The organism is Psychrobacter halodurans (assembly GCF_017498075.1).
GTDB classification, from domain to species: Bacteria; Pseudomonadota; Gammaproteobacteria; order Pseudomonadales; family Moraxellaceae; genus Psychrobacter; species Psychrobacter celer.
Window position 1 is genome coordinate 21,750 of the sequence record NZ_JAGBKN010000002.1, and the last position, 22,020, is coordinate 43,769.

Below are 22,020 nucleotides of genomic sequence, written 5' to 3' on the forward strand. Positions count from 1 at the left end.
TTGGCGATCGCTAGTCTTTTGGTTGCAACGCGACCACCTGCCCGCGCACTCCGATACTGGCATCACTCATCAAGCAGACATAACCTGCCATGATATCCTCAGGGGTTTTTAGGCTCATGGGGTTTTCTCCTGGGTAGGCATGAGCACGCATGTTGGTACGCGTCCCACCCGGGTTGATACAATTAAAACGTAAATTGGTGGTGTTTTTTGTCTCTTGGGTAAAGATATCGCTCATACCTTCCACTGCCTGCTTGGAGAGCGCATAGGCACCCCAAAACGCGCGCGGATGCGTGCCCACACTACTAGAGGTAAAGACGATAGAGCCATTGTCTGCGTCTTTGAGCAGCGGTAGTAGCGCCTGCGTCAGCATAAATGTCGCCGTACAGTTGACCTTCATCACTTGTGCAAAGGTATCGACGTCATACATCTCAAGCGGTGTCAGCTGCCCAAGCAGACCAGCATTATGCAAGATACCATCTAGCTGGCCGATTTCTTTATCGATCAGCCCCTCTAGCTGCTGCATCTCGGCATAAGTGGCACCCTCTAGGTTCATCGGTAGCATGGCAGGCTGCTTGCCGCCAAAGCTCTCAATCTCATCATAGACATATTCAAGCTTGCTGCTGGTACGTCCGAGCAACAACACAGTCGCGCCATAGCGCGCATAGGTCAAGGCGGCGACCCGCCCGATACCGTCACCTGCCCCTGTCACCAAAATAGTCTTGCCATCCAAGCAGTTGTCCGGGGGTACAAAGCTGCGGATCTCGTCATGTGTCAACGGCTGGGTAAAACCAGCTGTGTCTGTACTGCTCTGCGGTTTGGTTGGCTGATTCGTAGTGTCACTCATGGCATTACTCACTGCTTATTATTAAATAGTTAGGATGCTTAATCGTTATTTCGATAAATGGCTTTTAAGGCTTAGCTTGTAGAACTTATTTTGTAGAGGCTATAAATAATCGAACTGCCCCGAAGACAATAAAAGTTTATTTAATGCTTCAGGTGTCTCAGTAATATAGTCTGCGCCCCATTTTTTTAGGCTTTTTTGGTCTTCCGGTGGGATATAGCCATAAGCGGCCAAAATCGTCGGCATGCCAGCGGCGTTACCGGCTTCGATATCGCGTATATGATCGCCGACATATAGTACGCAGCCTGCCGCACCGCGCGGAATACCGAGCTTCTCTAAGGCCACATACATCGGCTCGGGATCAGGTTTTGAGCGCGAGACATCGTCGGGGCAGACCAGCACCGCGCAGCGCTCATCTAATTGCATCACACTGAGCAGCTGCTCGGCCAAATAACGCGGCTTATTGGTGACGATACCCCATGGCACGCCTTTTGCTTCCAGTGTGCTCAGTACCTCGTCGAGCGCAGGAAACACGCAGCTATCGACGCAGATGTCTGCTTCATAATCGTCCAAAAACTGCTGACGAAAGCGCTGCAGCTCTTCATCACTCGCCTGCAGTTGGTCATTATGACGCAGCATCAGCTGCACCATGGCCGAGGCTCCCGCAGAGACTTGCTCTCGAATTTGCCCCTCCGGCGGCGCTTGCCAATCGTTTTCACCGCTCATCTTTGCGATGATGCGGACAAAGTCAGCAGCAGTATCGATTAACGTCCCATCAAGGTCAAATAAAACCGCTTTTACAAATTGGCTCATAATAAATGCTCTTAGTCTAAAAGATAAATGTAGGCAAAATCACTTGAAGACGGCGCTATCGTAGGGGGTTTTGTACCGCCATCATATAATTGACATCGACGTTTTGTGCCAGCCAGTAGCGTTTGGTCAGCGGATTATAATGCAGGCCAATGATGTCTTGGCGTCTAAATCCAGCATGGACAGCCATTTTGTCAAGTTCAGCGGGGGTGATGAACTTGGCATAATCGTGAGTGCCGCGATCAAGCAGACGCAGCACATACTCTGCACCAATGATGGCAAACAAATAAGACTTGGGATTGCGGTTGATCGTCGATAGCACGCACACCCCGCCTGGTGCCAGCAGCTCAAAACACGCCTGCACAATCGACTGAGGGTCCGGCACATGCTCCAGCATCTCCATGCAGGTCACCACGTCGAACTGACCGGCGTGCGTTTTTGCCAGCGTCTCTACAGGGATATGCTGATAGCGCAGCGTGTGCCCAAGGCCACTTTGCTCGGCGTGGAGAGTAGCAGCTTTTAGGTTTTCGGTTCCCAAATCAATGCCTGTGACATCTGCGCCGCGGCGTGCCATTGATTCTGACAATATCCCGCCGCCGCAGCCCACATCCAGCACTTTTTTGCCCGCCAGACCCTGCTCAGCGGTCTTATCAGTGTGCTGCTTATCAACAGAGGGCTGCGCGCTTTGATAGCCGCGTTTGATATTTTCTTCTATCCAGTTGAGGCGTAGCGGGTTGATTTCGTGCAATGTCGCAAAGGCGCCCGTGCTGCTCCACCATTCCCCTGCCAGCTTATTAAATTTATCCACCTCGCTGGCATCCACATTGATGCTGTTAATCTCGGCATCATTGACGCGGCTATCGGTATGCTCATTGGCAGTTGACGAAGAAGCATGGACTGAGCTCATGATATTTCCTTTATTGTCATTATAAGTGTCGTATACGAAGGGATTGTCGTACAACGTCTACAACGCGCACGACGATACACTCAATATTAGCATGAGAGTAGCGGCTTTGTCGTGAGGTACATCGTCACGGATTGTGAGTCATGGCCATCGATTCGCTCACAGCTTTACAACCATTCGTTAAGAATCGGATTCACAAGCGCCTATGTTTTACGTTATCATAGTCGCTACTCTATGGTAGGTCGACCGTACTCGACACTATATCGTTTATACAGCTTTTAGCACTTTTGGCCTGTCTAAGCGGTAAAACCCATCATCACCCTAAGTTTATACATCTCAAGGATAAAGTATGAAACGTGTCATCACACTGACTGGTCTGGCTATGGCTATTGGTCTTGCCACTATGGGCGCACAAGCTGCCGACTATGTCGCCGGAAAAGACTATCGCGTGCTCGACAATCCAGAAAAAATCAGCGGTGACGCCATCATTGTTCGTGAGTTTTTTTGGTATGGCTGCCCGCATTGTAACGTCCTCAATCCGCATATGGAAAAGTGGGCAAAAACCAAAGACAAAGATGTCGCGTTCTTTAAAACCCCAGCGGCGCTCAACCCTGTTTGGGAAGCCAATGCCCGCGGTTTTTATGCCGCCCAGCTATTAGGGTTTGAAAACAAAACCCACGACGCTTTGTTTGATGCCATTCATAAAGACGGCAAAAAACTCTTTGACCAAGCATCATTGAGCAAGTGGTATGCGTCAAAAGGCGTAGATGAAAAGAAGTTTAACAGCCTATACAACTCGTTTGCCGTCGGTACAAAAATCGGCCGCTCACAAGCTGGCGCAAAGCGTTATCAGCTCTCAGGGGTACCAGCAGTCGTGGTACAAGGCAAATACGTCGTCACCGGTGAAAGCGCCAAAGTACCCAAGGTCGTTGATTATTTGGTCGACAAAGCGCGCGCTGAAAAGAAATAAACCCAGCCCTTTAACCGAGCGCTTCGATCTTATCGCAGCCTCGGACATATCGTGGTAGTAAGCTATAAATAAAAGCCAATCATTTGATGATTGGCTTTTTTGTTTGTTTGCGTTTATAGCATTTATAGCGTTTATAACATTGATAGCGACGCTGGGCAGTTATTTTTTGAGCTGCGACAAGATGGCCACTTCTCGTATATAGCTGGCCAAATCGGCTTCTGATTCTGCTAGTAGCTCATCATCTTGCATGTGTTTGGCGTACTCAATCCATAGTAACAGCTGATACATGCTGTTGCGCTCAGAGGCTTTGTATTGTTTGACAAACTGCTTTAGCGTGCCTTCGTCATTGATATTGAGGCGATCATACCAGCTCTCGATTTTGGAGACTTGCTCTTTTGGAAAATAGGCATCAAACAGCGCTTTGACAAGCTCGTGGCGGTTTTCTTCGCCGATAAGCTTACCCACCCGTTTGGTCTGACGATTGCGCGCATTGGCACTGGTAATGTCCGCCAATGCCATCAGCTCAGCCATAAAATAATCACTGGCTGGCAGTTTTTTTAGCTGTTTTTTCGACAAGCTTGCAAGCGGTATGGATAACTGCTGCAAGCGCTCATGGGCTTTTTTGAGTTCTGTGCGCGAGACGCGCATATCCTGTTCTGACCAGTCAATCATAAAAGCGTTCCGAAGTGATGAATAATAAAATAATAAAATGCACGTCTACTAGGGCGTGTCTTTATTGCAAAAATGGTGATAAAAATGAGCTACATTGCGGTCAAACAAGGAAGATAGCGCCGTTAATATCGGGATATAAACCCGCTATTTGACGATGTTTGGCAAAATTTGGCCATTTTTAGCCCATTTAGACAACTATCGAGTGAATTGAAGACACGCCCTAGGGGTTTACCACCGGCTTTTTTCGCGGTGCTTGGCCAACACCTTGACCCCTGCTGGCATGCTCTGTGCCAAACGGCGCTGCAAAGCATCTGTGATAAACACCGAGCGATGCTTGCCGCCTGTACAACCAATCGCCACCGTCACGGTATGACGGTTGTTGTGCAAAAACTCAGGCAGCCAGCGCGTCAAAAACTGATCGATATCATCGGTCATTTCTGCCACTTCTGGATAGTCGGCAAAAAATGTGGCGACCTCTGCATTTAGACCAGTCGCCGCTCGCAGCTCAGGGTTCCAATGCGGGTTTGGCAACACCCTCACATCAAAGACAAAATCAGCATCGATAGGGCTGCCATACTTAAACCCAAAAGACAAAAGATTGATGACAATCTGATTGTCCATGCCGATATGCGCACGTAAGCTGTCTTTTAACTGATGGATATTTAAGCTGCTGGTATCGACTCTGATATCAGCGTGACCTGCTATCGGCTCTAGCAGCTCTATCTCTCTTTTGATAGCCGCTGGCAAGTTAAAGGCGATATGACGGGCGTTATCACTGTCCACATCTTGCGACATCAGCGGATGGACACGGCGAGTGGCATTGAACCGCGCGATTAAAGTATGCTCTTGCGCGGTGACATAAACGACTTTGACCGCCTGCTTGCCATACGTTGTTTTTAGCGCCTCATAAGTCTCTGCAAAGTTAGACAAATCAGCGCGCGGTGTGCGAATATCGACTCCAAGGGCAATACGGCGTATACCACTTTCCATCACCAGCTTATGAGCTGCCTGTGGCACCAAAGATAAAGGCAAATTATCGATAGAATAATACCCAAGATCCTCTAAGATATTGAGTACTGATGTTTTGCCAGAGCCTGAGCGGCCTGAGACGACAAGGATGCTAAGTGCATCTGCAGCGGCTGGCCGTCGCACTTGCTCCGAAGCCTGCTCAGAGTGCTGATTGCTATTGTGTTGCTCCATGTCCATCACCCACCTGTCCTAGGTTATCCCAAGCCATACATACCAAACCACGCTACTCAGCCATCATAAAAGCGGTCTTGCTTTTGCCACAGAGCGGCTATGGAAATTGTTGTCGGTAGTTGACGCTATTGCTTCCTGCACATTGCGATATTACGATGGCTAATGATATGACGGCGAATTACATAATGACTACTTGATCGTCACTAGCTGATTGTCCAATAAACGCGCGCGCCCCAGCCATGCCGCTACCAAAATAACCATGTCTTGCTCATCTTTATCAAAATCCTCTGTCATAGCATCCAGCTCAGCGGTTTTTACCTCTAAATAGTCAACAGTAAACCCTGCATTTGTGAGGTGCTCACGCGTCTGTGCAAGTAACGCCGCTATGTGCGGCAATATCGAGCCTTGCGGCGCTATCTTTATATCTTGCAATTGCTGCGCCAAACCTTGCAGCGCTTGATGGAGCACAGGAGCCACCTGCCGCTCGCTTGCCGTTAAGTACTGATTGCGTGATGATAGCGCCAAACCATCAGCAGCACGGACAATGGGCGCGGCGATAATCTCTAGCGGATAACTAAGGTCTCGCACCAACTGCTTGATAATCGCCAACTGCTGGTAATCTTTTTGTCCAAACACCGCCGCATCAGGCTGGATGATATTGAACAGTTTTGACACCACGATACCCACCCCATCAAAGTGTCCAGGACGTGACTGCCCGCATAGCTGCGCGCTAATCGTCCCTGCCAGCACTGCTGTCGCGGGCGGCAAGACTGGATACATCTCCTCGATACTGGGCGCAAAAACATAATCGGCCGCCACTGTGGCAAGCTTTGTCACATCTGCGTCCAGCGTACGCGGATAGCTATCAAAATCCTCACCTTCACCAAACTGCGTGGGATTGACAAAAATACTCACCACCACAATATCAGCGTGTTGCTTGGCGATGTTTACCAGCTCAAGGTGGCCATCATGCAAATTACCCATCGTCGGCACCAGAGCGATAGATTGCTGAGTGCGATGCGGCTGCAGCGCTGCACGCAATTCTGATATCTGCTGATAAATGATTGGCATGATAAAGCCTTCTGTTCTTAATAATCGTAATTGCCCAAAGACAAAGTCAAACTCACTAAAAGGTTAAGCTATCATCAATTCAACTTAAAAATTAAAACTAGCTAAATTGATGCTGGGCGGTAGGAAAGCTGCCCTCGCGTACCGACTGCTGATACAGGGCAAATGCGCCTTCAATACTGCCAGCACGATTACGCGCATCGGTCAAAAAATCATGGACAAAACGCGGCACGCGGCCGTGTGCCATACCAAGCATGTCATGCATGACCAGCACCTGACCATCGGTATCTGCGCCTGCGCCGATTCCGATCACTGGTACCGCGACTGCTTGGGTCACCGCTTTGGCCAGCTCAGCGGGCACACACTCTAGTACCAACAGCGCTGCGCCTGCGTCGACGACGGCTTTGGCATCAGCCAGTAGCTTGTCTGCGGCTGTCTCACCGCGGCCTTGGATTTTATAGCCACCAAAGACATTGACCGACTGCGGCGTCAGCCCCAGATGCACACACGTTGGGGTGCCTGCCTGCGCTAAGGTTGTGACCAGCTCGCACAGCTCACGACCGCCTTCTATCTTTACCACGTGCGCGCCCGCCTGCATCAGCTTGCGGCTATTGGCCACCGCTTCTGGCAAAGTGACGTAGCTCATAAACGGCAGATCTGCCAAAATCAAAGCGCTGCTGTTACTCCGAGCGATATTGGCAGTATGATAAACCATATCGTCAACCGTGACTGGCAGCGTTGAGTCATGGCCTTGAACGACCATACCCAAGCTATCACCGATTAAGATCGTGTCAATCTGCGCCTTGTCCATCATCCGCGCAAACATCGCATCATAGCAGGTCAAGCACGTAAACTTGGTGCCTTCTTTTTTAAATTTATTTAGCGTAGATAACGTCGTCATATAGCCCTCAATCCCTTTGATTATCAGCTGAATACCTGGCGAGCGCACCGCTCATGAGTTACTTTTTAATAACTTGAGGCCTGTCCAATCGCAGCTTGGTGGATAGTCCGCAATCGGCTTGCCCAATACCTGTAGCTTTGGCGCTAACTCACGTAGCGGCAGCAAGACAAAGTTACGCTCACACAATCCAGCATGCGGTATGGTCAGCTTAGCATCCGTCATTTGCAGCTGACCATATAACAAAATATCGACATCCAAACTGCGCTCGCCCCAACGGCGCAAACGTGCCCGTTTTGCCTGCGCCTCTAACTGCTGACAAAACGCCAATAGCTCAAACGGCAATAACGTCGTCTCAAACCCCGCGACCGCATTGATAAAGTCAGGCTGGTCTTGTGGCCCCATCGGCGCTGACGCATAAAAAGATGACACCTGCAGATGACGTATCTGCGCATGCGCTTGCATCGCGTTGAGGGCGGTCTGTAGATGTTCGGTCGGCGAGCCCAGCTCATTGGCCAAATTACTACCCAACCCCACATAAGCGCATGCCCACTCTGCGGCGTCCTGATTACTGCCGTGATCAGTTGTGCTATTGACGTCTACAGCACCATTGGTGCTTTGACTGTTATGAAGGCGATTATTCATACCATTGGCTCTCACAGTCACCGATCAAACGTCTTTGGTGCTAGGCTGACGACGGCGACGCTTTGCGGGTATCGGGCCTTTATCCGTCTCTATCAGACTGATGATCGTCTGAGGCATTGCAGTTTGTGTTTTTTTGCTCGCGCTGGGCGCGGACGTTTTTGTTTTTTTAGTAGTAGCGGCTTCTTTATGGTCTGTGCCGCGCTTAGCTGGCGGCTCAGCTTCGGTAGTAGACTGAGCAGCAGGTTTTGGCGCTTGTTTTGCATAAGCCTTAGCCGGTTTTACGGGCGTCTGCTCGCTGGCATCGGTCGCTTGCGTTTTGGTCGTAGTAGCAGTACTGCTGGGCTGACGGCGGCGACGCTTATAAGGTATCGGCGCATTATTGAGACTCACCAATGCTGGCGACTGGGCAACCGTGAGCGCAGGCTTATCTGGTACCGATGCGACGGCTGCCTGCTTATCATCGCGGCTAACAGCTTGAGCCGATGGCGTCTGCTGTGTTGTGGATGGGCTTTCTACTTGCGCCTTTGATTGTTTTTGCGGTTGTTTTTGCGCGGCTTGCTGTTTGTCTTGAGCAGCGCTTTGAGCCTCTTTATCTTGCGGCAGCTGTTTTTTTAGCGGCGGTACGACTTTTTCGTGCTCGATGACAAATAATGGCTTTGGCGCGGCAGGCTTTTTGTGCGACTGCTTGATAGCGGTCAGTGACAATTGCTGCAATTGTGCCAGCTCAGCCTCGTCCTGCGACAATGGCTGATTGTCATCATGACGGCCAGCGCTTGACTTACTGTTTGGCTGACTATTTGATTTGCTAGTCGCTGGCTGTGATTTGGCACGGCGGCGACGCGCAGGAATACCGCCTGTATCAGCGCTGTCTTTTTGAGGCGCATTTGATGGTTTGGTCAACGCGGTATCTGTCACGCTATCGATACTGCTATCTGACTTTTGGTTTTGGCGACTGCGCCCGCGGCCGCGCTGACCTTTTTTGTAGGCGCCGCGGCGTATGCTTTCATCAAATACATCAATCGCTTGCTGCTGCTCGGACGTGGAGAGCGTTTGATACGTCTGCCACCATTCGCCCATACCATTGGTCGACTCAGACAAGGGATGCTCAGCATCGCCGCACTGCTCACGCAGCAATAAAAAATCAAAACCTGCGCGAAAACGTGGATGCTCAGAGAGCTGGACGATTTGCTTGTTACGCGGTGCCGACAGTTTGGGCTGCAAAATCCAGATATCACGGATAAATTGCTCAGCAAACTTTGGAATGGCGGTTTTGATACGCTGACGGTCGATGACTTTGCCAGCGGCGTGCAGTTGCGCATCGGCAAAAGGCATGTTGCGTTTTTTGGCTTTTTCTAGCTGGTGCAGGTAGTTTTCCCACAATAGCGCCGCATAAAAGAACGCCGGATTGATGCTTTTGCCAGCAGCGATGCGCTTGTCGGTATTGATCGCCACTTGCTTGACCAGTGCGCTTGGCTCAGCAGGTGGATAAATAACCAAGCTATCCATCGCCCCTGACTCAAACAATAACGGCAATAGCGGTACCAAATAGCCACCGGTAAACATCTTTTGCGTCTCGTCATAGAGACGATGCGGCGATATTTGCTCAAGTAGCGCCCAGTTGTCCTCATGGAACTGCTCCGCCAATGCCTCATCAAACTCAAAGCCAAGTTTGGCCTTAAAACGCAGCGCCCGTAGCAGACGTACAGGGTCCTCTTCGATACGAGTAGGCGCGTGGCCAAGCAGACGAATGATACGGTTGTCGATATCGTCAAGCGCCCTGCAAAAATCATGGACCACGCCTTTGAGTGGTTGGTAATAGAGCGCATTGATAGAAAAATCACGACGGGCAAAGTCTTGTTTGATATCGCCCCAGACATTGTCGCGCAAAATCATACCATCTTGGTTGGTATTGGCATTGTTGGTCGGTGGCCCGCGAAACGTCGCCACTTCAATCAGCTCACGGCCAGAATACACATGCGCCAATTGAAAGCGGCGGCCGATGATACGGCAGCGCTTTCCAAAGACGTCTTTGATCTCATGCGGCTTGGCATCCGTCACTGCGTCAAAGTCTTTTGGACGCAGACCCAATAATGTGTCACGCACCCCGCCCCCGACGATATAGGCATCAAACCCAGCTCGGGTCAATGTGGCAATGACTTCAGTAATGGAATTGGGTAATTCAGATTTATTCAGTTCTAACTGCTTGGCGGCACGCTCGGCCATGCATCTACTCCTCGCCGGTATTCTTTGATCACCCCTAACAGACACAGTGTTTATCAGGCGGATGTAACGACTAGTTTAACAAATTTTGCGCCTGCTGGGTGTGTTATGACCGTTACTTACGTGCTATTTTGTCAATATTCGCCTTGATTATTGCCAAACGCCTTTATTCATCTTGTACGCTGATGCGCGCTCGGTTTTTCTCAACGGTCTTCTGACCGATGCCTTTGACCTTTGCCAAGTCATCGACCGTCTGAAAACCGCCAAACATCTCGCGGTATAAAACAATCGCCTGCGCCTTATTACTGCCGATACCATGCAGCGAAACCAGCTCGCCCTCACCGGCACGATTGATATTGACCACCGTTTGCGTGCGTGCTTGCAACTGCGCGGTCTCTTGCGCCAATAAAGACGCGTATGCTTGCTGCGGACTGGCAAAACAAGTCGCTGCCAAGGCCTCGCTTAGCATGAGCGTCATGATAAGCACTGCCCCAGCGGCAGCCGCACCGACTGCGCTGACGGCTGTGCTGAGCATAGCACCGATCAAGCCAGGCTTATGATGAGCGTTCATGTTGTTTTGCCGCCTCCCACAAGGCATCCATCTCCTCAATATCGCTATCTTCCAGACGCTTGCCTGCCGCCGCCAGCTGCGCTTCGATATAGCCAAAGCGTGATTTGAATTTATGCACACAGGTCAGCGTTGCCGCTTCGGCGTCAAGGCTGAGCTTGCGCGCCACATTGACCAGCGCAAACATACAATCGCCCAACTCTTTTTCGATATCGCTAATATTGGCTTTTATCTCCGCCTTGGATTTATCCCTAACCTCCGCCTTTAACTCCTCGACCTCTTCTTCTAACTTCTCAAACGCGCCAGCTACCCCCTCCCAATCAAAGCCTAACTTTGACGCTTGGCTTTGTACCGACTGCGCTTGCATCAACGCGCTACCCGCTTTGGTATTATCCAGTCGGCGCTTGGGTTTGCCGCGCGCCTCGCGGGCTTGCTGCTCCTCGAGCTTGATCTCATCCCAGCGCGCTTTGACCGCCGCGTCGTCTGTCAGTGTCTCCGCTTCAAACACATGCGGGTGACGGCGAATGAGCTTCTCTTGCAAGGTAGCAATCACATCGCTCATATCAAAACGCCCTTGCTCAGCGTAGAGCTGACAATGAAACACCACTTGCAGCAGTACATCACCCAGCTCGCCCTTGATGTCTTCGTCATCATTCGCTTGTACTGCTTCGCCAAGCTCGTAGGCTTCCTCAATGGCATAAGGAATCAGGCTATGATTGGTCTGTTTTTTGTCCCACGGACAGTCAGCACGCAGCCGCGCCATCAAGGTAAGTAAATCATCAATCTGGCCGGTGGCCTCAGGGGTGCCTTGTACAGGCGTGGGTGGCAACGTGGTTTGCTCTAACGGTTTCATAAAAGACGCTCTTGTTTTTGCGGGTTGGTTCCTGTGTCAGCTAGTGTATCATTGAATAGCAACTGGCTTATAATGGTATAAATACCGCCATTCACTGTTTATTATTTATTAAAGGAATATATCATTATGCCCACCTCTACCGTCCCCAGCTATCAACCAGCGTCTGAGTTTCCACCGATGGTGATTGGCTCATTTAAGGCCTATGATATTCGCGGTGAGCTCGGCGTTAGTCTCGATGAAGACATCGCTTATCGTATTGGTCGCGCTTTTGCGCAGATATTGTTTCAGCGGTATCAGCAAGCGTCCGCTAATCAAGACAGTGAGCTGGCGACGCTAAAGCCCGCTATCGTCATCGGCAGTGACATTCGCCACTCAAGTGAGGAGCTAAAACAAGCGGCCATCAAAGGGATAGTCGATGCAGGCGTCGATGTCATCGACCTTGGCATGACCGGTACTGAGGAGGTGTATTTTGCCACCAGCCACTATGCGGCTTTAGGTGGTATCGAAGTCACCGCCAGTCACAATCCGATCAACTACAATGGCCTAAAGCTGGTCAAAGAGCAGTCAAAACCCATCAGCGCTGATGATGGACTGGCAGAGATTCAGGCATTGGCAGAGTCTGGGCAATTTACCAGCAGTGATAAATCAGGGGCATTGCAGCTGCTGACGGATAAAAGCGCCTATATCAATCACTTGATGATCTTTATCGACACCGACAAGCTCAAACCGCTAAAGCTGGTCATCAACTCCGGTAATGGTAGCGCCGGCCCTGTCGTTGATTTACTAACTGACAAATTAACACAAGCAGGCGCGCCGATCGAGGTAATCAAGCTGCATCATACCCCTGATGGTAGCTTCCCCAACGGCATCCCCAATCCGATGATTACCGCCAACCGAGCCGCGACGCAGCAAGCGGTTTTGACTCACAAAGCTGATCTGGGTATTGCCTTTGATGGCGATTTTGATCGGTGTTTTTTGTTCGACGAGACAGGCGAGTTTATCGATGGTAGCTATGTGGTGGGTATGCTGGCGCAAGCCTTTTTAAATAAGTATCCAAACGAGTCAATCGTCTATGACCCACGAGTGATATACAACACCGAAGCGGTGATTGACGCGCATCAGGGTGAGGCGGTCATCAGTAAATCTGGGCATTCCTTTATCAAGCAAGTGATGCGCGAGTCGGGCGCGGTCTATGGCGGCGAGATGTCCGCTCATCACTACTTCCGTGACTTCTTCTATTGCGACAGCGGTATGATTCCGTGGCTCCTGACCATTGAACTGCTATCCATCACCGGTAAGACGCTGTCGGAGCTGGTCACCGGCTATATCAATGCTTACCCCAGCTCAGGGGAGATGAACTTTCGCCTCACCACAAATGACGCGCCTGCTATTATTAAAGCCATTGAAGACAAGTATCGCAGCCAAAACCCCAGCAAAACCACCCTTGATGGCCTAAGCCTCGACTTTGGCGACTGGCGCTTTAATTTGCGCGCTTCTAATACCGAGCCGCTCATTCGGCTCAATATCGAAACGCGCGGCGATCAGCCACTTTTGGCGGATAAGATACAAGAGATCGAGCAGTGGCTGGCGGCACAAGGGGCGATGCCAGCATAAAGCCTTTACCTTGGTACAAAGAGTGCTAATGGTCAGACAATAAAGGCTCGCTAGTGAATATGAGCGCGCCTTTATTTCGCACGACCGATGCCCATATAGCTTCCTACTAAGGCCGCAATTTGTGAGCGGCTCATGGCGTTTTGCGCATCAAATATCGGCATGGCGTACTGATTGATTTTGCCAATATCTAACTGATCACGCGGTGACCAACTGATGATAAAAATAGCCTGCGCCTCTGCTAGATGCTGATAAGGCTGGGTAACCAGCTCCAGCAGCGGCTGCTGCCCATACAGCACAGTCAGCTCATGTTGCGCCTTATCGCTATAGACCAGTGTGCGGATATTGTACGACCATAGCAAAGCGAGTAATGGATGAATAGCTGATTCAATTGTAAGCCCCGAACCAGCCTTATAACTACCGCCCCAGATCATCACGGTTTTATTGTCGATAAACCCATCAAAGTATTGCCAAAACTTACGAAATATCAGCTCTTTTTGATCTTCATTGATATGTATGACCGACTCTAAGAGCGGCATATCTAGGCTACGCGCTTGGCTCGACTGCTGCAGCTGCTGCAGCTCACTTGGCAGGGTATTGCCACCAAAGCCCCATCCTGCTTGTAAGTAACTACTGCCCACCCGCTGATCTAAGCCCATGATACGGCTTACTTGTTCAATATCGACGTTTTGACTATCTGCCAAGCGCGACATCTCATTCATAAAGCTCACCCGCGTCGCCAGCATCGCCATGATGCTACTACGAGCAAACTCAATGGTCGCGATATCGGCATGATGGGACGCGCTTGCATGCTGCATCAATGGCTTTAATATGGCCAAATGCTGACTACTCTCTGGCGTTTTTTCGCCCAGCAGCCACAAGGAAGGGTTTAACATCGAGCTATAAGCATCACCGTCTTTTAAAAACACAAAGGGCACATAATACACCCACGCCCGCTGCAGCCGCTGCGCCAGTGCAGCGACCTGCCCTAATGCCTGAATACCGCTCATGATCAGCGGTAGCGACTGCTGATGACTGTGATTAAAGGCGGTAATCCAGCCGTCCTCTAGCCATATCGCGTCAATACTGTCTAAAAATAGCCAATATAGCGCCACTCTGGCTGGTTTGGGCGGATGATCAGCGGCGTTATGAGTGCCATCGCCTGTTTTATCATAGTGCTGCAACAGCTGGTCTGCACTATTGGGTAACGCGTGGTGACTGATCAGCTGCTGCTGCTCATACATCTGCCACAGTGCTTGCAGATGATGCTCAAAACCATACTGCTCTAACTGCTGGGTCAGTAGGGCTTTATCCGCATACAGATGCACGCACTGACCGAGGCTTGCCAGCACCACCGCACTGGTGATAGCCTCGATACTATGACCGACCAGCACACAGACATCAGTCTCCTTTACTGGCTTTGCTTGCCAGCCCCGCAGGTCAGACAAACGCTTATCACTATTATCCGTGCTCATGATATTACCTTGTAAACTGATGATTATAGGCTTTAAGACAGCTGATTGATGTGGCGTAGCAGCTGATCGGTGGAGCTATCAAACTGCCCTTCACGCTCATCTTGCATGGCATGATACACGGACTCCGCCATCTGCTTACCCATCTCAACCCCCCATTGGTCAAAGGGGTTGATATCCCAGATGCTGGCCATGACATAGACCTTGTGCTCATACAGCGCAATCAGCGCGCCTAGGCTATGCGGGGTCAGCTCATCGAGTAAGATGGTGGTTGACGGCTGGTTACCGCGGTAGTATTTGTATTTATCAGCAGCGCTATCGGCTACGCTATCACTGCCAGCTGTTGCCACGGCGGCATTCCCAAAGGCCAGCACTCGGCTTTGGGCCAGACAGTTGGCGAGCGATAGCTCATGCTGCTGCTGCAACGGTGCGTTTTTTTGCTTATCATGATAACGGCGCACGCAGGCGATAAAATCACATGACACCTGCTGCGTTCCTTGATGCAGCAGCTGATAAAACGCATGCTGCGCATTGGAGCCGATCTCACCCCACAGTATCGGGCAGGTATCATAGTCGAGACGCGCGCCGTGCTGGGTGACTGACTTCCCATTACTCTCCATCTCAAGCTGGGTTAAGTAGCTTGGCAGATAGCTCAAACGCCCATCGTAAGGCAGTACCGTGTGGGCATTGACGCGTAAAAAAGTACTGTTCCAAACAGCAATCAAACCCAATAAGACCGGTAAATTCTCTGCAAAGTCAGCCTGAGCAAAGTGCTCATCCATACTGTGCGCGCCTGCCAGTAGCGCCTTAAACCCCGCCATACCTATCCGAATGGCCAGCGCAAGGCCGATCGCCGACCACATCGAAAACCGGCCGCCGACCCACTCCCATAGCTGTAGCTGATGCTCAGGATGAATCCCCCACGCGCGCATCTTTGCGCTATTGGCAGAGATACCGATGAAATGTCGGCGCAGCACGCTGTCCTCTGTACCCGCATGGCGTTTGGCAGTAGCGAGCAGCCATGATAAGGCGGTCTTGGCATTGGATAAGGTGTCTACCGTACCAAAGGATTTGGACGAGATAATAAATAAAGTGGTCTCAGAATTGAGGTGCTTGAGCAGGTTGTCTAGCTGGGTGCCATCCATGTTGGAGACAAAATGTACGTCGATATCAGTATCAGCCCATTCATCAAGCGCCGTCGTCGCCATCAAAGGCCCAAGATCTGAGCCGCCGACGCCGATATTGACCACATCAGTAATGGCCTTGCCCGAAAATCCGCGCCACGTGCCGTTGCGTACCCGCGCCGATAGGCGAGCCACCTGCGCCAGACTGTGATGCACATCAGCCACCACGTCTTGGCCGTCCACTTGTAACGCGGCGGTCGCTGGCAGACGTAGCGCTGTATGCAGTGCCGCGCGCTGCTCGCTGGTATTGACCATCGCGCCTTGTAGCAGCGCCTCGATACGAGCCGATAGGTCGCAGCTATCAGCAAGGCTTAAAAGGTTAGATAATACCGTCTCATCGATACACTGCTTGCTATAATCCATGTATAGCGCCCCCGCCCGCGTACTAAAACGCGTGGCGCGCGTGGCATCTTGCGCAAACAAATCCGCCACCGACCAGCGCTGCGCCGCTACACTCTGTAGCTGAGACCAATATACCGAGTGGCGGGCGCTGCGATAAGCGCTATCTTGCTGTCTATCGTCCATGGGTTACTTATCGTCCGCGAGTTGCCGCTCGGCAAAGTAGACAAACGCCTGCATGTATGAGCGCATATCGCCGGCATCATAGCTATCACCACGCATCGTCGTCACATTGACCCCCGACTCACTAATCAGCGCATCGATGGCATCGGTCAGCTGAATCTCACCGCCGACCGAGGCAGTAGTCTGCGCCAGATAGTCAAAGATTTGATTGCTAAACACATAGCGGCCGACCACCGCGAGATTGGACGGCGCGTCTGCTAAGCTGGGCTTTTCGACGAACCCTGCCACCTTAACACTGCTATTGCTATTTGTGTTGTCATCGATATCGCTCGCATCACTAAACGCTTGACTCAATTGCGCGATACCGTATTTATGCACGTCCTCATCTGCCACGCTCTCAACCAATATCTGTGAATGACCATCGTTGGCAAAGGCATCGATCATAAAGGCTAAGTTGTCCACGCTCATGTCGGTGGTGTATGGATCGAGCACCACATCAGGCAATAACACGGCAAAGTCATGCTCGCCGATGATGGGTCGGGCGGCCAATACCGCATGACCCAACCCCAACGCCTTGCCCTGACGGATCATCGACACCGTCACGCCCTCTGGTAGCCAGTTCAGGCTATCGGCCAGCTCGTCTTTGCCTTTATGACGCAGCTGCGTATCTAGCTCGGCATTGATATCGAAGTAGTTTTCGATCGCGCTCTTTTGTGCATGGCCGACGAGGACAATGTGTTTGATACCAGCGGCGATGGCTTCCTCGACCACGTAATGAATGGCGGGGCGATTGCCCAGTGGCAGCAGCTCTTTGGGCACGGATTTGGACAGTGGCAGCATACGAGTGCCAAAGCCTGCGACAGGAATAACGGCGTGGGTGATGTTTTTCATACCTCAAAAATCCTATTGGCTTACTATTGATCGTTAGTATTTAATCAAGTGCTTTGCCTAAAGCTCACATCAAAGCTTACTCAATACTGTATGTGCATCTAAGCTTTCTTTTAAGCTCAGCTTATCTACTTTTATGCTATCTGGTATTCCAACAAATAAAGCGTGTGTCGCATTGGCTTGTTTTTCGACACTCGGCATAATCAAACTGGCTTTCTGATGAAGTGTTTCTATGTGCCACAGTCGCCATGCTTCCCAATAGTCTAAGCGAGACAGGGCTGCTGTACGATTGTAGATACCAAACTGCTCTGAGGTCATGAGTGAGTTTGGACGATGGCTGGCGATGGTCAGCGGCTTTTTAACAACTACGATGCGCTCATTGCCATAGACTAGTTTTAAACGCTCAAAAAACTCACTATCCGCCCCTGTGCGCACGATATGCCATAGCCCCGTCTCTTGTTTGACAGTCTGCAAGCGGAACATGGGAGAAGCGGGGTTTTGGCGCATAAAAGGATACACTTGCCTGACATAGTACTGACCCTCATGATCTAATCGCAACCAGTGGGAGGTCGTAACCATAACTCTAGCGTCTGTTATCAATGGATGTACTTGCTCTGCTATTTTTTGTGGATGCGCCCAATCGTCAGAATCCTGACAGGTCAAAAACTCACCTGTCGCATACTGTGCACAGATGCTTTTGGCAGCAAATGTTCCTACATTTTTCGGTAACGCAATGACCGTTAAGTCTTTATAGCGACTGTTCAAAGACCCTAAACGCTGTAGTGTATCATCAGTGCTGGCATCATCAACGACTATTATCTCTAAGTTGCGCCACGTCTGCATCAGCAAACTATGAATACAGCTTTCAATTGTCTTGCTGGCATTATAGGTGGTAACGATGACTGTCACTTTATGCCGCTGATGATGACCTCGAGACTCTTCTTGCTTGTCAAGATTCTCTACTGTTATTAGATTGGCTACAGTGAATTTCTGCTGCTCATCGGACAACGCTATCTGATCAAGCTGATGATAAGTAAATATTTGATTTAAATTGGCCAGCTTCGCCAGTGGTGTATGAAGGGCGATATTACTGTAAAGACAGCTTTTATCTGCATACTCGGCATCTGCTGGATATGCCAAAAAATCACTTAAATAATGATCAATATGAGTACTTAGTGGATCATGCTGCTGTAAAAGCGCAATATATAGACCCTGATAATAAGAACTATCTAACGTATCTGACTTTTCTTTCTGTGCTTTCAAAAAATTAAATACCACTTCAGGGTAAAGTGATATCGTTTCTTTGATCAACTCATGATGAAATTGATAGTAGCGTTTATCATACAAGAGTTGCTCTATATGACTTTTGGCCTTCTCATCCGTTAAATTTTTACGCTTAATATTGGCAATAGTAGATACCACTGTATGACGCGGTGTCTTTACTGATAACCATGAAGAATGTTTTGAAACGGTACGATATAGGCCCAGACGTGCTGCATACCAACGCCGCTTAGCAGTAATATAGCGCTGCCTGGGCTTTAACACTGCTAAAGCCTGAGCGAACTGCTTGTTTTTAACATAAGAAAAGTATTTCAAATCGAGACCTAATTAGTAATCTGAACCAGATAAGTCTCGAGTATATACCTTATCCAAACTACCTGATAAATCTTCTGAGAGTCGGTTGGCTACAATAACATCTGACCTACTCTTAAACTCTTCTAAATCATTTACAATTTCACAGTCTAAAAAACTATGTTCATCAGACTTCGGCTCATAGATAATCACCGTCGTACCCAGTCGTTTTAAGTGTTTAATAATACTCTGAATGGCCGACGCACGGAAATTATCGGACCCTGCTTTCATTATCAGACGATAAATACCCACAACCTTTGGGTTACTCGATACGATATCATTGGCGATAAACTCTTTACGAGTATTGTTTGAAGAAACCACTGCCTGTATCAAGTTCTGCGGTATATTTTCATAATTGGCCAGTAGCTGCTGAGTGTCTTTAGGTAAGCAGTATCCTCCATAACCAAAGGAGGGGTTGTTATAAAAATCCCCGACCCTTGGATCTAAACAAACACCTTTGATGATTTGCTCAGTATCTAGACCATGAACCGCTGCATAAGTATCCAGCTCGTTAAAGTAAGAAACGCGTAATGCAAGATAAGTATTGGCAAATAGCTTGACCGCTTCTGCCTCAGCACTATTGGTCAATAGAATGGTTGGATTTTCTTTAACTGCGCAATCTGCCACCATTTGCGCAAACTCTGCTGCCCGCTCTGACCGCTCACCGACGATGATACGTGAAGGGTATAGATTATCGTATAGCGCCTTGCCTTCACGTAGAAACTCAGGAGCAAAGACAAGGTTATCAATGCCTAGTCTTCTTTTCGTTTTTTGCGTAAAGCCTACAGGAATGGTGGATTTGATGATAATCAAGGCATTCGGATTGACTGCCAATACATCGTTGATGACTGCCTCGACACTACTGGTATCAAAGCAGTTGGTATCTGTATCATAGTTGGTCGGAGTGGCTATCAGCACATAGTTTGCATCGGTATAAGCTTGTATTTTATCTGTCGTCGCAAACAAATCCAGCTCTTTCCGAGCTAAAAAGTTTTCTATTTCTTTGTCATCAATTGGTGACTGACGCTGATTAATTTTATTGATTTTATCTTGATCAATATCTAATGCGGTAACGCTATATTTTTGTGCAAAAAGTACGGCATTAGAGAGACCGACGTATCCTGTGCCTACGATAGTTATTTTTTTCATATTTTATACCTTAGTATAATAGACTATAGTCAACTCGATCTAACAAACAGATGACACTACGAGTATAAGCTTTACTTATGTACTACATATCTTCACTACTGCGCAAAACCCATCTCAGTAGCGCATTTACATTTATAACAATATTGCTCTGAACTGACTATATTAGTTTTACGGCAGAAATTTTTCATAGTTTTATTATAAAAACGAATCTGTGTAATTTACGGCCTAATATATACATAACTAGAGAGTATCTTCAATTCAATCGATAGTCCTCTAAATGGGTTAAAAGTGGCAAAATTTGGTCAAACGGTGACAAGTATAGTCGACCCTAAATAAAACAGATACATCTGACTTCAACGTGGAACTGGTATAAATTTTTCTGGCGTGCTGTGCCTGCGCAGACAGAGGTTGCGTAAAATTCATCCCTGTCCCACTGTATCGTTTTTATACTGGACTTACTTTAGCTGACTAATATCTCGTTTCAGTCTTGTCAAGTAGACTTTTCCACAGATCTGCTATTTTTTCTTTCTCATATTGCTTAGACTTGTGATATGCGTTCTCTCTGAATACCGTATTTTCATTATTAAGAACTTTTATTATACTATGAGCCATGCCCTCAATATCTCCAAATTCATTTTTAAAGCCCGTTTTACCATCTATTACTAATTCAGCTGGACCATAGTTAACATTAAAAGCTACTACTGGGCAGGAATAGGCATAGGATTCAACGATAGGCATTCCAAATGACTCTCTTTCGCTAGTAAATAAAGAGCAAGCAGCACCTTTCAGATATTGTTGTGCATCTATTTGATATCCTAAAAGACTAACATTTTTTTCAACTTTCAAATCATTAATTAGTTTCGCAAGACTGTCATACTCAGGACCTTGACCGTAAACTTCAAGAGATGCAGATGGTACTTCTGATATTACTTTAGCAAATGCTTTAATAGCTATATCTACACGTTTAGGTTTAGTTAAAGAAGTAATATATACACATCTATTTCCTCGACGTGGAGTAAACCCTAGGTTCTGCCGACCTGATTCATGAGGTACAACTACTAAATTACCATCATTTCCTTGGCTAGATATCCATTGTTTTCTTTGAAGGTTGGTCAAAAAAACTATTGCATCATAATCACTCCAATATTCATCATCTCTCCAAGAAGCTAAAGGCAGAGCTTTATCATTATATATATCAATCATAGTACTACCATGTGCTATACGATAGTTAAAATACCTCTTTCCTCTTTTTATCGCACAGAAAACATCTCTAGTATCTACTTTATTATTATATGAAGCATCTTGAAATATATGTACTTTGTTATAATTATCTGATACGCATTCAATAAAGTATGCCCAAAAATCCCTATTGCTATAAAATCTTTTAATAAGTTTATTATTATTATACAATTCTATAATGGGTGTATAATCCCATAAAAAAGCCCCTCCTAAAGTTACTGCTCTTAGATAAACATCATTATTTTTGTTGAAGTACTCAAGTACAACTCTGCCATCCGGTAGTATATATTTTACACATCTATTGTTTTGTTTCTCTTTAGTAATAAAATTCACTTTCTTAAGTAACTTAAGGATCTCCCCTTCACCAATCTCATCTTTTGAATAAACAAAGGTACTGAAATAATCAAAAATATTAATTAAAGTACTTTGTTTCAAATAACCTGCATTTTGCAACTTACTTTCTATAATTTTATAATCTTCACAATAATCAAACGTTAAAACAAATGAGTCGTTAGTAATATTGAAATTTTTTAACGTATCAGCTCTAGTTAAAGCTGAAATAGCTACTCCTCTTACTATAGATCGTAGAGAACTAAGCAGGACTAATGCTAATCTATTCATAAAATCTTATATCCTTTAAGAGCAATGAAAACAAATTTATATTATATTTATCA

The 22,020-nt window shown here is 48.2% G+C and carries 19 protein-coding genes; 2 read left to right on the forward strand and 17 right to left on the reverse strand.

Features of this window, described 5'->3' with window-relative positions; genetic code table 11:
* Window positions 1–10: 10 nt before the first annotated feature.
* The 3 genes from J3491_RS01290 to ubiG all read right to left on the reverse strand — a co-directional run bounded on the left by J3491_RS01290 (window position 11) and on the right by ubiG (window position 2,558).
* Window positions 11–844, reverse strand: a complete 834-nt coding sequence (locus J3491_RS01290; RefSeq protein ID WP_201586569.1) for a YciK family oxidoreductase — start codon at window positions 842–844, stop codon at window positions 11–13.
* A gap of 99 nt (window positions 845–943) precedes the next feature.
* The gene (locus tag J3491_RS01295; protein ID WP_075102178.1) at window positions 944–1,654 is read right to left on the reverse strand and encodes an HAD family hydrolase; all 711 of its coding nucleotides are present in this window, start codon (window positions 1,652–1,654) and stop codon (window positions 944–946) included.
* Window positions 1,655–1,709: 55 nt separating this feature from the next.
* Window positions 1,710–2,558: a bifunctional 2-polyprenyl-6-hydroxyphenol methylase/3-demethylubiquinol 3-O-methyltransferase UbiG gene (gene ubiG, locus J3491_RS01300; RefSeq protein ID WP_207968948.1), complete on the reverse strand. Its 849-nt coding sequence runs from the start codon at window positions 2,556–2,558 to the stop codon at window positions 1,710–1,712.
* A 346-nt stretch (window positions 2,559–2,904) separates the two neighbouring features.
* On the opposite strand from ubiG, the gene J3491_RS01305 reads away from it, so the two are divergent.
* A complete protein-coding gene (locus J3491_RS01305) occupies window positions 2,905–3,525 on the forward strand; it encodes a thiol:disulfide interchange protein DsbA/DsbL (RefSeq protein ID WP_075102176.1) in 621 nt (206 codons plus the stop codon).
* A 159-nt stretch (window positions 3,526–3,684) separates the two neighbouring features.
* On the opposite strand, the gene yjgA is transcribed toward J3491_RS01305, so the two are convergent.
* From yjgA to mazG, 8 genes are all read right to left on the reverse strand, one after another.
* On the reverse strand, window positions 3,685–4,197 hold the full coding sequence (gene yjgA, locus J3491_RS01310) for a ribosome biogenesis factor YjgA (protein WP_100748714.1): 513 nt from the start codon (window positions 4,195–4,197) through the stop codon (window positions 3,685–3,687).
* Between the two features lie 228 nt (window positions 4,198–4,425).
* The gene (gene rapZ / locus J3491_RS01315) at window positions 4,426–5,397 is read right to left on the reverse strand and encodes an RNase adapter RapZ (protein WP_207968949.1); all 972 of its coding nucleotides are present in this window, start codon (window positions 5,395–5,397) and stop codon (window positions 4,426–4,428) included.
* 189 nt (window positions 5,398–5,586) lie between these two features.
* A complete protein-coding gene (gene panC / locus J3491_RS01320) occupies window positions 5,587–6,468 on the reverse strand; it encodes a pantoate--beta-alanine ligase (RefSeq protein ID WP_207968950.1) in 882 nt (293 codons plus the stop codon).
* Between the two features lie 97 nt (window positions 6,469–6,565).
* Window positions 6,566–7,366: a 3-methyl-2-oxobutanoate hydroxymethyltransferase gene (panB, locus tag J3491_RS01325; RefSeq protein ID WP_207968951.1), complete on the reverse strand. Its 801-nt coding sequence runs from the start codon at window positions 7,364–7,366 to the stop codon at window positions 6,566–6,568.
* Window positions 7,367–7,417: 51 nt separating this feature from the next.
* Window positions 7,418–8,008, reverse strand: a complete 591-nt coding sequence (gene folK, locus J3491_RS01330; protein ID WP_207968952.1) for a 2-amino-4-hydroxy-6-hydroxymethyldihydropteridine diphosphokinase — start codon at window positions 8,006–8,008, stop codon at window positions 7,418–7,420.
* A 24-nt stretch (window positions 8,009–8,032) separates the two neighbouring features.
* Window positions 8,033–10,231: a polynucleotide adenylyltransferase PcnB gene (pcnB, locus tag J3491_RS01335; RefSeq protein ID WP_207968953.1), complete on the reverse strand. Its 2,199-nt coding sequence runs from the start codon at window positions 10,229–10,231 to the stop codon at window positions 8,033–8,035.
* A 163-nt stretch (window positions 10,232–10,394) separates the two neighbouring features.
* Complete coding sequence (locus J3491_RS01340; protein ID WP_243456022.1) at window positions 10,395–10,799, reverse strand: ComEA family DNA-binding protein; 405 nt, start codon at window positions 10,797–10,799, stop codon at window positions 10,395–10,397.
* Complete coding sequence (mazG, locus tag J3491_RS01345; RefSeq protein WP_207968954.1) at window positions 10,783–11,649, reverse strand: nucleoside triphosphate pyrophosphohydrolase; 867 nt, start codon at window positions 11,647–11,649, stop codon at window positions 10,783–10,785. Before mazG ends, J3491_RS01340 begins: the two co-directional genes overlap by 17 nt.
* 126 nt (window positions 11,650–11,775) lie before the next feature.
* On the opposite strand from mazG, the gene J3491_RS01350 reads away from it, so the two are divergent.
* Entirely contained in the window at window positions 11,776–13,263 is a 1,488-nt protein-coding gene (locus J3491_RS01350; protein ID WP_424108335.1) for a phosphohexomutase domain-containing protein, read from the forward strand.
* A 71-nt stretch (window positions 13,264–13,334) separates the two neighbouring features.
* Here the strand turns inward: J3491_RS01350 and J3491_RS01355 are convergent, their stop codons facing one another.
* The 6 genes from J3491_RS01355 to J3491_RS01380 all read right to left on the reverse strand — a co-directional run bounded on the left by J3491_RS01355 (window position 13,335) and on the right by J3491_RS01380 (window position 21,967).
* Complete coding sequence (locus J3491_RS01355; protein WP_207968955.1) at window positions 13,335–14,735, reverse strand: UDP-glucose/GDP-mannose dehydrogenase family protein; 1,401 nt, start codon at window positions 14,733–14,735, stop codon at window positions 13,335–13,337.
* Between the two features lie 32 nt (window positions 14,736–14,767).
* On the reverse strand, window positions 14,768–16,441 hold the full coding sequence (pgi, locus tag J3491_RS01360) for a glucose-6-phosphate isomerase (RefSeq protein ID WP_207968956.1): 1,674 nt from the start codon (window positions 16,439–16,441) through the stop codon (window positions 14,768–14,770).
* Between the two features lie 3 nt (window positions 16,442–16,444).
* On the reverse strand, window positions 16,445–17,329 hold the full coding sequence (locus tag J3491_RS01365) for a UTP--glucose-1-phosphate uridylyltransferase (RefSeq protein ID WP_207968957.1): 885 nt from the start codon (window positions 17,327–17,329) through the stop codon (window positions 16,445–16,447).
* Window positions 17,330–17,398: 69 nt separating this feature from the next.
* Window positions 17,399–18,922, reverse strand: coding sequence for a glycosyltransferase family 2 protein (locus J3491_RS01370; protein WP_207968958.1), 1,524 nt, complete (start codon window positions 18,920–18,922; stop codon window positions 17,399–17,401).
* 12 nt (window positions 18,923–18,934) lie between these two features.
* Complete coding sequence (locus tag J3491_RS01375) at window positions 18,935–20,107, reverse strand: nucleotide sugar dehydrogenase (RefSeq protein WP_207968959.1); 1,173 nt, start codon at window positions 20,105–20,107, stop codon at window positions 18,935–18,937.
* Between the two features lie 468 nt (window positions 20,108–20,575).
* The gene (locus J3491_RS01380; protein ID WP_207968960.1) at window positions 20,576–21,967 is read right to left on the reverse strand and encodes a glycosyltransferase; all 1,392 of its coding nucleotides are present in this window, start codon (window positions 21,965–21,967) and stop codon (window positions 20,576–20,578) included.
* Window positions 21,968–22,020: the final 53 nt, after the last annotated feature.